Origin of the sequence: Gordonia sp. VNK1 (assembly GCF_040049135.1) — a bacterium.
Lineage (GTDB): Bacteria > Actinomycetota > Actinomycetes > Mycobacteriales > Mycobacteriaceae > Gordonia > Gordonia oleivorans.
Genome location: NZ_JBDZDJ010000027.1, coordinates 61,979 through 74,600, shown reverse-complemented (window position 1 = coordinate 74,600; position 12,622 = coordinate 61,979). Strand labels below are relative to the sequence as shown.

The 12,622-nt window shown below is 64.2% G+C and carries 11 protein-coding genes and 2 pseudogenes; 7 read left to right on the top strand and 6 right to left on the bottom strand.

Translation table 11 applies throughout. From position 1 onward, the window contains the following. Positions 1 to 632: 632 nt before the first annotated feature. Both ABLE94_RS23625 and ABLE94_RS23620 read right to left on the bottom strand, forming a co-directional pair. Positions 633 to 962: a helix-turn-helix domain-containing protein gene (locus tag ABLE94_RS23625; RefSeq protein ID WP_348805821.1), complete on the bottom strand. Its 330-nt coding sequence runs from the start codon at positions 960 to 962 to the stop codon at positions 633 to 635. Positions 963 to 965: 3 nt separating this feature from the next. Next, entirely contained in the window at positions 966 to 1,928 is a 963-nt protein-coding gene (locus ABLE94_RS23620; protein WP_348805820.1) for a tyrosine-type recombinase/integrase, read from the bottom strand. Positions 1,929 to 2,832: 904 nt separating this feature from the next. Here ABLE94_RS23620 and ABLE94_RS23615 point away from each other — a divergent pair. Continuing rightward, a pseudogene (locus ABLE94_RS23615) lies at positions 2,833 to 3,100 on the top strand (low molecular weight phosphatase family protein); the annotation flags it as partial. Between the two features lie 25 nt (positions 3,101 to 3,125). On the opposite strand, the gene ABLE94_RS23610 reads toward ABLE94_RS23615, so the two are convergent. Next, on the bottom strand, positions 3,126 to 3,770 hold the full coding sequence (locus ABLE94_RS23610) for a TetR/AcrR family transcriptional regulator (protein WP_030175337.1): 645 nt from the start codon (positions 3,768 to 3,770) through the stop codon (positions 3,126 to 3,128). A 134-nt stretch (positions 3,771 to 3,904) separates the two neighbouring features. On the opposite strand from ABLE94_RS23610, the gene ABLE94_RS23605 reads away from it, so the two are divergent. From ABLE94_RS23605 to ABLE94_RS23585, 5 genes and pseudogenes are all read left to right on the top strand, one after another. Beyond that, positions 3,905 to 5,506, top strand: a complete 1,602-nt coding sequence (locus ABLE94_RS23605) for an MFS transporter (protein WP_009678398.1) — start codon at positions 3,905 to 3,907, stop codon at positions 5,504 to 5,506. After that, positions 5,503 to 6,024 (top strand): PaaI family thioesterase, encoded by a 522-nt coding sequence (locus tag ABLE94_RS23600; protein ID WP_008382209.1) that lies wholly within the window; start codon positions 5,503 to 5,505, stop codon positions 6,022 to 6,024. Before ABLE94_RS23605 ends, ABLE94_RS23600 begins: the two co-directional genes overlap by 4 nt. Before the next feature lie 104 nt (positions 6,025 to 6,128). Next, positions 6,129 to 7,613 carry an adenylate/guanylate cyclase domain-containing protein gene (locus tag ABLE94_RS23595; protein ID WP_008382210.1) on the top strand — a complete coding sequence of 495 codons (1,485 nt, stop codon included), beginning with the start codon at positions 6,129 to 6,131 and terminating at the stop codon, positions 7,611 to 7,613. 65 nt (positions 7,614 to 7,678) lie between these two features. Beyond that, the gene (locus ABLE94_RS23590) at positions 7,679 to 8,077 is read left to right on the top strand and encodes a DUF6461 domain-containing protein (RefSeq protein ID WP_008382211.1); all 399 of its coding nucleotides are present in this window, start codon (positions 7,679 to 7,681) and stop codon (positions 8,075 to 8,077) included. Beyond that, positions 8,056 to 8,253 (top strand): annotated as a pseudogene (locus ABLE94_RS23585) (DUF6461 domain-containing protein); the annotation flags it as partial. The gene ABLE94_RS23590 and the pseudogene ABLE94_RS23585, both read left to right, overlap by 22 nt. Before the next feature lie 64 nt (positions 8,254 to 8,317). On the opposite strand, the gene ABLE94_RS23580 reads toward ABLE94_RS23585, so the two are convergent. From ABLE94_RS23580 to ABLE94_RS23570, 3 genes are all read right to left on the bottom strand, one after another. Next, on the bottom strand, positions 8,318 to 9,928 hold the full coding sequence (locus tag ABLE94_RS23580) for an AMP-binding protein (RefSeq protein WP_008382214.1): 1,611 nt from the start codon (positions 9,926 to 9,928) through the stop codon (positions 8,318 to 8,320). A gap of 195 nt (positions 9,929 to 10,123) precedes the next feature. After that, the gene (locus ABLE94_RS23575) at positions 10,124 to 10,783 is read right to left on the bottom strand and encodes a DoxX family protein (RefSeq protein WP_008382215.1); all 660 of its coding nucleotides are present in this window, start codon (positions 10,781 to 10,783) and stop codon (positions 10,124 to 10,126) included. Positions 10,784 to 11,977: 1,194 nt separating this feature from the next. Next, entirely contained in the window at positions 11,978 to 12,157 is a 180-nt protein-coding gene (locus ABLE94_RS23570) for a hypothetical protein (protein WP_197038146.1), read from the bottom strand. Here ABLE94_RS23570 and ABLE94_RS23565 point away from each other — a divergent pair. Then, positions 12,125 to 12,535, top strand: coding sequence for a PaaI family thioesterase (locus ABLE94_RS23565; RefSeq protein ID WP_008382404.1), 411 nt, complete (start codon positions 12,125 to 12,127; stop codon positions 12,533 to 12,535). The two genes, ABLE94_RS23570 and ABLE94_RS23565, sit on opposite strands and share 33 nt — an antisense overlap. The last annotated feature ends 87 nt before the right edge of the window (positions 12,536 to 12,622 follow it).

The following is a 12,622-nucleotide window of genomic DNA, read 5'->3' as shown; positions in this document are numbered from 1 at the left end:
AACGACACGCCACCGCAGCGCTGGACCAATCCCACCAAAGCGCTTAGCATTCACCATGACTCGTTGATCACTACGCGTGAGTCCACGCCGATCCAAGTCCACCACTCCACGGGGCACTATCGCACGGAATCGACCCCGTCATCAACCCGGTCAGCAGTGCGCGGACGTCTTCGCTGCGCATCCAAGTCATGATGCTCTCGGGTCGTTGCGCGGTGGTGAGGGCATCGATCAACGTGCTGCGTCGTTGCTTGCGGGTGTCGCTGCGGGGTGGGGGAGCAAGCTGTTCGAGGTTCTCGCGCAGCGCACACCGGGCGCAGCGGCCGCGGCGATAGATTTCGCCTTCGTGCGTACATGTGAGACATCGGTAGCCTGAGGGGTTGATCCCACCGCATTCGAGGCAGCAGGGGCGAGGATCATCGGCTCGTGCCCGGGCGGGCAGCACACCGTCGTGGCCGCAGATCGGGCAGATTCCGAAGGTACGCATCGCGACGTAGAAGCAGCTGTTGCACAGCCGTTCGCCGGGCCAATGCACGCGCGGCTTACCCATCACACGTCCGCAGCGATCGCAGAGGTAGTCGCCCGTGGTCCGCGTGGGGCGGCCCCGGCGTCGCCGCACGCCGACAGGGTCTTGCTCAGTCATCACGGATCACCCGCGCTCGTTTCGGCCGTCCGGTGCGGCTGAGGTCGACAACGTTGTCGGTGGCGGTCTTGCGGCGTCGGGCATCGGTGGCCGTCACCGTCACCAGATCGGCGGGGGTACAGGCGAACACGTCGCATATCGCCGCCATGACCTGGAGCGATACCCTTTCGGGCTGGCCGGCCACCAAGCGGTAGATCTGTGACGCCGACAGGTCGATACCGCGCTCACGCAGTAACGGCACCAGGTCGGTGCTGTTGTGCAGACCTGCTGCTGCCATCAATTCCGCGAGCCGCCATCGGTAGTCGACTGTGCGTGCTGCCATCAGTTAGTCACCTTTCTCTCCGTGATCGCCGGTGTTCATCGCCTCCCGCATGGTCGAGTCCAGTGCGCCCCGCAGCGTCTGTTGGCGGAAGTCGGTCGTGGTGCAGTCGTAGATGCCCGTTGTCGAGGCGAACTCATGGCCCAGCTGATCCTGCACGAATTTGGGGTCGATCCCCGCCTCGATCAGGTGCGTCGTATATGACCGGCGGAACGAGTGCATGTCCACACCCGGTGCCAGCCCGAGTTCCTCGCAGTATCGGGAAAATCGTTGTCGCACACAGTTAACCGATACCATCGTGCCTCGCTCGCTGGTGAACAGGTCCAGCCGTCCCTCGTCGCCACCCAACTGGGCGGCCGCTACCCAGTCCTCGACGACCTCGGGTGACCAGTCGAATACAGTGAGCACCGATCGTGGCTTCGGGGGAGAACCGCGATGGGGCTTGCCGTATCGGACGCGGAGCACGCCGTACTTCCCGAACTCCGGGGCCTTCGGATTCCGATAGAAGTCGGTGGTCTGCAGATGCCTGACTTCATTGCCGCGCAGACCCCAGCCGTAGGCCACCTTGAACCACGTCGCATCCCGGTACGCCGCGAACCATCCTTTGCGGCCGCTCGCCGCGATCCTGTCCACTTCACCATCGGCGTGATCGAAAAACCGTTGCAGCTCAACACGACTGAACGCGCGCTTGGTCGGATTGGACTCGCACTCTTGGGCGTGACGGGCCGAATTCCACTCATGGAACACCTGTACGGGAGGGGAGCCGAACAACTCCTGACACAACGCTGTCCACCCATACTCCGATGACGACACGTAGTCGCAGAACAGGCGCAGCGACGTCTGGTAGCCGCGCACCGACGTCTGACGCAGGTGCCGCACACTACGCAAATCGCCAAAGAACTCATCGACCACCGCCGGCGACCATTGCCACGGATACTCGTTGGCGTAGTCGGCGAAGCGCGAGACCAACCGTTCGCGCTTCTCGATGGTCCCGAACGACAGATTGCGCGATAGTTGCTGATGACGCCAGCCATTGCCTCGAGGTGAGCGGCCTGATCGGTGTCGCCGGCGGCGTGCGCGGTGATAGCCAGGGCCTCGAAGTGGGCTGCTCGGTCGGCGTAGGTGCTTCGACGCTCTGTGGTCATGGCGTGGGCTCCGTTCAAAGAAGGCTTAGGAGAAGGGGAGTGGGTGCCGGTCAGGCTGTGGAGCTCGCTGGCACCCAGCACTCCCTTCCGGGGTTATGACGTTGTAACTGCTCACTGGGTTTCAGCTCTTCATGCCGCTGTGCGGGCGGCTGGCGGACGGTCAATATTGGAACCATCATTATTCGACGAACCCTTCTTCAGTGCCATCCCCATTATCTCGAGTATAGCGTTAAATACATTGTCCTGCAATAGTTTTCACTTTCTATTCTCACCGTCTCGTGTGATTGAGCCAAGGTTAATCGAGGGCTTCACGCCCGCAGTGGATTTTGCGTAAGGAGCACTGAAACAAATGGCTCAATTTTCGGCATTCGCAGCCGAACACGTTGTTATGAAGTGATTTTGGGCGTAAAGAGCCCCGGGCGCCGAACGGGTTCGACCACGGGGTTAGCAAAGAACGCCCGGGGACTGGAGGGTGCGCACCCGGTGAGTGGGCGGGCGCCTTACGGCGAGATCACGTTTTCCGTACCCATAGGGAACGGGGTGTTACTTCCTGCGCCAGGCCCGCAGCGGCACGGCGAGCGCCTTGAGCAAGGCCTCGACGCGGCGTGCAGTGTCTCGCGGTCGCCGAGAACCACGAAATAGACCAGCGAAGAAGACCCACTCCGAGCAGATGAGAGCGATCAGTCCCAGTGCGCAGAACGCAGAGACGTCTCCGAACATCCGATACCGGCGATGCGATCGAGGTCCGCTCCGCCGAAGCGCCCCCGCCGACAGCATCAATTCCGATGCCGCGCAAGCCTCGATGTGGTGATCACCATGGGCTGCGGTGACAGCTGCCCCCATCTTTTCCGGCAAGAGCTACCGGATTGGGTCCTTGACGACCCGGTTGGCCAGGCGCCGAAGCGGTTCGGCCCGATCCGCGACGAGATCAAGAACCGCGTCGAAGCGCTGGTCGCCGAGTTGACGCCCCAGCCCGCCGACTCGGGCGGGTGCTGAAGCAGAGATCAGTGCGGGGTCACGGTCAGCGCGCGTGCGCGGAGCGTGCAGCGAGGAAGTCGTCGACGAGTTGCTGGCGTTCAGCCGGGCCGATCGGTGGGAGTGCGGTGAGTCGGGTGAAGACGATGGGTCCGACGAGTTGGGTCAGGGCGAGATTGGTGTCGAAGCGACCGAGTTCTTGCTGGGCTTCGGGGCTGCCCAGGATCCGGTCGAACGGTTCGCGGTATTGGTTGACCACCCGTGCGCGAAGAGAATTGACTGGGTTCCGGTCCTCTTCGGGATGCGATGCCGTCCCGGCCGTGCCAGGTTGGGCGGACCCGAGGGCGAGCCAACCGAGCATCGTCAGTTGGGCGGGGGCTTCCTCGATGAGCTTGGCCTGACGGTCCAGCAGTTCGATCAACTGTTCACGGATCGTTCCGGACGCCGGCGGCGCGGTGACCGGGGGCAGCAGACGCTCGAACGCCGCGGCCAGGAGCTGGGTGCTGTCAGTGAAGTGCCGGTAGAGAGTGGTCCGCGCGACTTTGGACGCCTTGGTGACCGCGTCGACCGTGACGGCCTCGATGCCGCCGGTCGAGAGCAGGGACGTCGCCGCATCGAGCAGTCGTGCGCGTGAGCGTGCCTTGCGGGGATCGACGAGCCAGTCCTCGTCGTCGGTGTTCTGGTTGATCATCTTTTCGCCCACCTCGTAATTGTGCACTCGTAATTGTGCCCTCGGATCAGTGCAGGCACTATCTCCTCACCCCACATTGTGCTACTCATAGTAGTGAACCGCTACCAACTGTAGCGTTACGTGGAGGTGGGTGCATGACCGCCGAGAATCGAGTGCTGCTGTCGCGGGCGCAGAAGTGGACGTTGGTTGTCTCGTGCCTGTCGGTGGCCCTGGTGGTCGCCTCAATGGCGGCCCTGTACACCGCGCTGCCGAACATTGCGGTAGCCACCGGGGCGACGCAAACACAGCTCACCTGGGTGGTCGACGGGTACACGCTGGTGTTGGCGTGTCTGGTGTTGCCCGCCGGGGCCCTGGGTGACCGCTACGGCCGGCGGGCGGTGCTGATCGTGGGGTTGGCGCTGTTTTCGCTGGCCTCGGTGGTGCCACTGTTGGTATCGACCCCGTGGTGGTTGATCGCGGCGCGGGCCGCGGCCGGGGTGGGTGCGGCGTTCATGATGCCGTCCACGCTGTCGATCCTGACTGCGGGATTCCCCGAGCAGCAGCGGGGACGCGCGGTCGGGATCTGGGCGGGGGTCGCCGGGTCCGGGGGTCTGCTGGGGATTCTCGGGTCGGGGCTGCTGCTCGACTACTGGTCGTGGCAGTCGATCTTCGTCGGCCTGACCGCGGTGGGGGTGTTTCTGCTGTTGTGTGCCTTCACCATTCCTGAATCCCGCCAGGAAAATCCGCCGTTGATGGATGTGATGGGATCGGTCGCGGTGGTGTTCGCGGTCGGACTAGTGGTGCTCGCCATCATCGAAGCCCCAGTACGCGGCTGGTCGGATCCCGTGGTGGTCGCCGGGTTCGGGCTGGGGGTGGTGGCCACAGTGGTGTTCGTAGTGTGGGAGTTGCGGGCGGATCATCCGCTGCTCGATGTGCGGTTCTTCGCCCGTCGGGGCTTCGGGAGCGGATCGTTCTCCATCACCATCCAGTTCCTGGTGACGTTCGGTGTCTTCCTGGTCCTCGTCCAATACCTGCAGTTGATCTTTGGATACAGCCCGTTGGGTTCAGCGCTGGCCTTGGCGCCGATGATGGTGCCGTTGGTGCTCTTGTCGGCGGTCGCACCGTGGATGACGACCCGGCTGGGGTTGCGGTTGATGACGGTGACCGGTCTGCTCGCCATCGCCGCGGGGTTCTACTTCATCAGCCGGCTGGATTTGGACTCCACCTACGTCGACGTGATGTGGCCGACGCTGATCATGAGCACGGGTCTGGGCCTGACCGCGGCGCCGGCGACGGCGGCTATCGTCGCGGACACCGCGGTCGAAAAGCACGGGGTCGCCGCGGCGGTCAACGACGCCACTCGCGAGATCGGCGCGGCGATCGGCATCGCGGTCGCCGGCAGTGTCTTGGCCGCCGGGTACAGCCACAACATCGCCCCGGCGATCGCGCGGCTCCCACCGGAGGCGCGGGGCCCGGTCGCCGACTCACTCGCCGGTGCCCTCGAGGTCGCCGATCGGGCGGGACCGGCCGGCCAGCAACTCGCCGACTTCGCCAAGTCCGCGTTCCTGCACGGCGTCGAGCAGTCCGCGATCGTCCTCGCACTCATCGCGGCGGCGGGTGCCGCGATCCTGCTGGTCTGGGCGCCCGGCCGCGCTTCCCCGGACGCAGGCGCATCGAGGAGCCCGGCTGAACCGGCCCAGCGCAGTCGGATCCCGCGCCCGCCGCTAGCCAGCACCGTCGAGAAGGAACGCCCGTGACCCAGCTACCGCTGCCGCCGCACTCGCCGACCTGCATGGGGTGCGGGCCAGACAATCTCGCCGGCCTGCAACTGGTGGTGTTCCGCTCCGGCGACGAGGTCTACACCGATGTGACGTTCGACGAACGCCACATCGGTGCGCCCGGCCTCGCGCACGGCGGGGCAGTGGCCGCCGCCTGCGACGACCTGTTCGGCTTCGGCCTCTGGATCGCCCGCACCCCGGCAGTGACCCGGAGCCTCACCGTCGACTACCTCGCCCCCGTCCCGCTGCACCGGCCCCTGCGCATCAGCGCCCACGTCCGGGAGATCGACGGCCGCAAACTGCACCTTAAGGCGACCGCCACCGCCGATGACGGCACCGCATTGTTCACCGCCCACGCGGTGTTCATCGCCGTGTCGATCGAGCACTTCGCCCAACATGGCGCCCCCGGCGCCGTCCAGGACCTACTCGACCGCCTCACCTCCGCGCTCGACCATGACGGGCCGGACAGACCGTCACCGCACCCGCCGGACCGCTGACACGACCGAAAGAAGATGCATCGGTAATGCGGCACACCAGTGCCCGTCCTCACCCCGGGCGGCCACACCCACCAGAAGCCCACAATGCGGCCCAGCCAGTTCCGGTGCTGTTACGCACGAAGTGGGGTCTACCACTGCTGACCGTGGGCTCGAGCGTGGGCGGGGCCGTCGTCGTCGCGCTGCTGATCGTTCTGGGCGGCGCACCGCACCGATTCGGTGCCCAGCTCGGAACGCTTCTGCAGATCCTGGCGGTCTATGTGGTCGTGGCTCTGCTCGTCGCAGTTCGCGGCGTCCTCGCCCTGCGTCGACGCAGCCTCGGGTGGCTGGACACCTCCTCTGCGCCGACACCCGACCACGCCCGCCACACCCTGCGATTGCCCACCGAGTCCACCGTCCTCATCGGATCTCTGTGGGCCGGGGGCATCCTCGCGATGTCCGGCTCGGCCTTCGCGCTCCTGCCCGTCTGGGAGGCCCTCGGCGGAACCCTACTCATGACATTGGGCGGACTTGCCACCGTCGGATACAACTACCTCTTCGTCGAACGTGCACTCCGTCCAGTGATGGCCACGATCCTGGCCGTCGACACCCCACACGCGCCACCACGAACGTCAGTCATCTCCCGGCTGATCTTGACCTGGGTGCTGACCTCCGCGCTGCCATTGGCCGCGGCCATCGCGCTCCTGCACTATCCCGATGCGGCACCGCCCGACCGCATCCGCGCCGCGACCTACCTCGCCGCCCTCGGACTCGTATCCGGGGCCCTCGCGGAAACACTGCTGGCCCGCGCCGTCGCACAACCGATCCACCAGATGCGCGGTGCACTCCGCCGCATCGGGCAGGGCCGGCTCGACGTGCGCGTGCCCGTCGACGACAGCAGCGAAATCGGGGTACTGCAATCCACCGTGAACGACATGGTCCGCGGACTCCAGGAGCAGGACCGACTGCGCGACCTGTTCGGACGGCACGTCGGAAGAGACGTCGCGCAACGCGCACTCGACCGAGGAGCCGACCTGACCGGCGAAATCCGGGAGATAACAGCACTGTTCGTCGACGTAACCAACTCGACGGCACTCGCCCACCAGATCTCACCGCAAGAATTCGTCGACAAGCTCAACCGCCTCCTCGCAGAAGTGATCGCGGCAACCGAGAGCCACCACGGGCTGGTCAACAAATTCGAGGGAGACGCCGCACTCTGCATCTTCGGGGCGCCCGTCGCCCGAGCCGATGCCGCTGACTCCGCACTCCACGCCGCACGGCAGATCCGCGACCGCGTCCTGGCCGACGGGGAACTCGACATCGGGATCGGACTCGCCACCGGCCCCGTCTTCGCCGGAAACCTCGGCACCGACCAACGCCTGGAATACACCGTCATAGGCGACGCGGTCAACGAGGCATCACGCCTCACCGACCTCGCCAAACACACGCCGGGACGGATCCTCGCCAGCGACGCCGTCATCAGAGCCGCCAGCGAACCCGAACGCGAATACTGGACACCACACGGCGACTGCTCCCTCAAAGGACGAACCCTGCCGACACAAACCTGGGAAGCATCGCGCCGGCCTACTGCACCGCCCGCGGCTTGGGTTTGACCCGTCTAGCTAGGGTGACTGCCATGAGCGATGTGACATACCGGGACTATGCGTAGACCAAGAAGGTGCCGGAGCTGAACAACGCATTCTGTGTGACGGTCATCAGCAACGCGACGCTGCCTGAGCGGATCGACGCTCTGCCTACGGTCAGCCAACCCGCCCAGTGCGACCTCGCAACGCTCCTGTTGCGCTCGTTGGAGTCGTGGGAGGAGATCGGTTCAGACAATCTCCTGGCCGGTCTCGTCCAGCACTGCGACTGGACAATTATGTACGAAAGCAACGGCTATATCGGGGCGACTCCGGAACTGATGCAACCACTTTCGGCAGGCCGGAAATCGTTGTTCATCACGGCAGCGAGAACTCGTACTTCTTTCGGTAGGTCGACGGCGAGAGCCGAACATGGTTCGACACGCTATTCGCCGCTGAGCGGAACGGCTCGACACCCGATGAGCTCATGCCGCTGATGCGTCAGATCGGCGGGTTCGAACTCGAGCCCGATGGGTCGGCCAAGCGCACTGAGTTTCACTGCCACGAGGCGACGTTCGCTCTCTGCGACACCGTGACCGGTCTGCGCCTGACCCCGCAGCTGTTGCGGGACACCATCTTCACGGTCGTTATAGCTCGGCGGACATTGGTGTGACACGTTCGCGATCAGTTTCTGATGGTGCGGCGACCAGGAGTGCGATTACCTCGCCACCACTCGATCAATCACCCGTGGCTCTACGCAGGTCCTTGCGGAGGATCTTGCCTGCCGCGCTCTTCGGGATGGCGTCGATGAACTCGACCTCGCGGACCTTCTTGTGCGGAGCAACCTGAGAGGCGACGAACTCGATCACCTGCTCACCGGTGAGATCGGAGCCTTCACGCTTGACCACAAACGCCTTCGGGATCTCCTCGCCGGTGTCGGCCTCGATCACGCCGATGACCGCAACGTCCGCGACATCGTCGTGGGTGAGCAGCAACGCCTCGAGTTCGGCGGGCGGCACCTGGTAGCCCTTGTACTTGATGAGTTCTTTGAGCCGGTCGACGATGTAGACGCAGCCGTTCGCATCGACCCGCGCCATGTCGCCGGTGTGCAGGAACCCGTCGTCGTCGATGGTCTCCTTGGTGGCCTTGTCGTTGTTCAGGTAGCCCGCCATGACGTTCGGGCCCGCCACCCACAGCTCACCCGGCTCGCTGAGTCCTTCGGCCGGGATGTCGATCTCGTCGCCGGTGGCCGGATCGACGATCTTGTTGACCGTGTTCGGGATGGGCCAACCGCACGACGACAGCGGCGCCTCCGGGCCGTCGCCGGGTTTGCTGGGCATGGCGTGGCTGACCGGGCTCAGCTCGCTCATGCCGTAGCCCTGGATGACCCGGGTGTTCAGGCGCTTGGCGACAGCATTGCCCAGCACCTCGTCCAGTGGCGCGGCACCCGACATGATGGTGTTGACCGACGACAGGTCGTAGTCGTCGATCAGCGGGTGCTTGGCCAGCGCGACCGCCACGGGCGGCGCGATGAACACATAGCTGCACTTGTAGTTCTGGATGGATTCGAGGAACTGCACCAGATCGAAACGCGGCATCACCACGAGCCTCGCCCGGTTGTACAGCGCGAGGTTGAGCAGCACCGTCATCCCGTAGATGTGGAAGAACGGCAGCACCGCGAGGACCGAGTCGTCGTGGGACATGTTCAGCAGCGGCTGGCTCTGCGCCACGTTGGCGACCAGGTTGCGATGGGTCAACATCACACCCTTGGGGTTGCCGGTGGTGCCCGAGCTGTACGGCAGGACCGCAAGATGGGTGGCCGGGTCGAAGCTGACGTCCGGTGCCGCAAGGCCGGCACCCAGCAGATCGAGCGCGTTCGGGTGAGGGCTCTCGGCCTCTCCGGGCCCGTTCAGCAAGATCACCGCGCTCTCGGGCAGACCGACCTGCGCTGCTGCCGCCTTGGCCTGGTCACCGAGCTGGGTGATCGTGATGAGCATCTTGGCACCCGAGTCGGTGAGCTGCTTGGCGATCTCGGGCGCGGTGAACAGCGCGTTGACGGTGGTTGCAGTGGCGCCCGCACGCAGGATGCCGTGGAACACGAACGCGAACGCCGAGGTGTTCGGCGACAGCAGTGCAACCTTGTCGCCCACCTCGATGCCACGCGCCGCCAGGGCTCCGGCGAAGGCGTTGATCCGGCCGATCAGCTCGCGGTAGGTGGTGCCCTCGGTGGCGCCGGCGTCGATCAGCGCGGTCCGATCCAGGTCCTCCTCGCTGATCGACCCGAACAACGTCTCGTAGATCGAATCCTCGGAGATCTCCACAGGGGGAAAGGGACTCTTGAAACTCATGATTCTTCGGCCTCCGGCATTGTTGACACAACAAGTGCCGATACTGTTTATCGGCGTCTGCGACTTAGGGGCATATCTAACGGGGACTGTTTTCTTATCGGTTCTATTTGGCCAAGAATCGGCGGACGAAGCGGTGAGAATTATGACGATGGGTAATGTTGGCCTCCGGCTTGGCAGCTGCATCGCCAACTTCGCCTACTTCTTACCGGCTCGTTCGCCCAGTTTGGCCTGTTTTTCCGCAGCCGCTTTGCTCAGCGACGCGGTGCGTTCAGTAGCGACCTCGGCGAGCTCGCCGGCGCGTTCTGTGACGACCTCGGCGATGTGCGACGCACGACCGGCCAGGACACCGGCCGTTGTCGCACTGGCGGCGGTCGACGGCAGCACCGCGGTGACCTTGTCACTCGCGATGGCTGCTGCCTTGCGTCCGCGCCATGCCAGCGAAGGCTTCCCTTCGGTGTCGACGGTTGTGATCAGCAGCCCGCCCAAGAGTCCCACGTTCTTGATGAAATGGGCCTGCTGCTCGGCCCGCTCGTCCAGATCGGTCTCGTTCCAGAAACCGTTTCCGGCCAGCGTAGTCGGAATGATGACGCCTGCGAGGGTCAGAGAGGCGAGCCGCGGGAACTTGCCGGTGGCCAGCGCCAGACCACCGATGATGTGAATCGCGCCGTTGATCCGGACCAGCACCTGCGCGTCGGACGGGATCAGATCCGCGGCCTGCAGGGGCAGTTGGGTTTTTGCTTTGTCGACAAACGGCTGGGTGGTTTCGGCTAGCTGTTCCGGGCGGCGGATCGCATTAATCCCGGTGGCGATGAACGCGGTCGCGAGCATGGGACGGGCAATGCGGCGGATGAGCATGAAACGGCCTCCTCAGGACACTGGTTACAGGGACGTGTTCCGCGAATGTCATGCGCGAAACCTTGTCCCAAATAATTAACTTTCGCTGCGCACAGATGGCCAGCTCTGCGTGATAGGTGGCCATCTTGTGGGTAGTGCCCCCGTGCCAAACTGGGCAGTCGGTTAGGCGACTTACTAGTGGCTGCCGGTATTGCCACGAAAATCGGGGGCCAACCGCGGAGTAGCGCCATTGGCGTCAAAGTCACCCTCGTTGATCGCATCAGGACTATGGTATCAGGTACTCGAAACCCTGAGTATCAGATACCTACAGTATCTGGTCCTCCACTCGATTTTGTCAACCATCTAGTGAGGAGGAGTGTCGAGCACTGCAAGTAGTGTCCAGGCTGTCGATGGGCTGGACTCGATTGGGCAGGCCAGTGAGATGGTCGCGCGGCGCGCTGATGGGGGGCTGCTCGGCGGTGTGGTGACGTTCATTGACACGACATCACGATCGGAGACCCATCATCGAGGGGAACAGCGGTGTGCAGCTCACCGAGATCTATGCCCGATCGCCGCTCGCACCATGCTGTTCCAAAACCCGAGGACTACACCAGCGTGCTGCGGGTCCTTGACGCCTGACCATGAACGATTGCAGTGATTTGGCTAGCGGATTGTCCTTCCGAGGATCGACAGCTTCGCCGGTAGACACGCGATGATGAGGTGCTGATTCCTGCCGTCACAGTAAGGGAGAGCGTTGCGGTGCGGGTTCGCTTCGCGACCTCGCTGAATGGGCGGCTCGGCTGGGGACAGAAGACACGGTGAGGGATTGGGCCGGCGTGCCGACGATGAAGAGCCCAACCTCTGACGCGACGCGCGTGGCCGGGCGTCGCCTCTCGCAGTTCGGGGCGACTTCGAGGGCTTTGACGAGACGCGGTCTCAAGCCTCCGGGTCGAGGGCGTACTGCGTCCCGAAGGCGGTACTGCTGACTGCCGCAGCTCGTGGGCAAAGATGTCGGTTGCGAACGCCTGCTGCGATCAGTAACAACTGATGTGCGTGTTTGCTCTCGGTGTGAGATCGACTAACTTGAGTCGAAACGAGTCAAAGTGCTCGGATTCGCCCGTTTGATGACCGTGGCGCGCTCTGGCGGGACGTCAAAAACAAGCTGCGTGTTGATTTTCAGGAGGCATCGTCATCGACAGTCCAACCGATGAGCAGCTAACGGTCCACTGGTGGAACGCATTCCAGAACCGCGGCGACGTAGTCGACGGTGCAGAACTGGAGGCGCACCACCCATGGTGTCTTGGGTGCGGTACCGACAATCCGCACGGATACCGCTTGCAGGCCCGACGGCGTGGAGATGGCGTGGTTGCCGTGCATGTATTCGATGGTAGACATCGCGGCGCCCCCGGAATAGCACACGGTGGCGCCGTGGTCACCGTCCTCGATGACATGGTGGGGATGCTGCTCTACGTCGTGGGCGAGATGGCGGTAACTCGCAAACTCGACACCGAGTTCTTCGCCCCCGTGTTGCTGGGCACCCGGTACGAGGTCAGTGCCGATCTCGTGTCCCGGACGGGCCGCAAACTCAAAGTCCGGGCCGAACTGCGAGAGGCGACAACCGGCCAGCGCGTCGCGTCGGCGGTTGGGCTCTTCATCGTCGTCACGCTGGAGCACTTCACGAGCACGTTGGGTAAGAGTTCTCCGAACCACGTTGTAGAGACGGCTATTCCGCAGCAGGTAAGTGACCACGACGATACGCCGACGACGCACTAATCTCCCGCGTCGCGCGCCGGGCGGCGACCTGTAGCGGAAGGAATGCTGTGAGTACATATGGTCTCTCGATCCTCGGCACCGGATTCC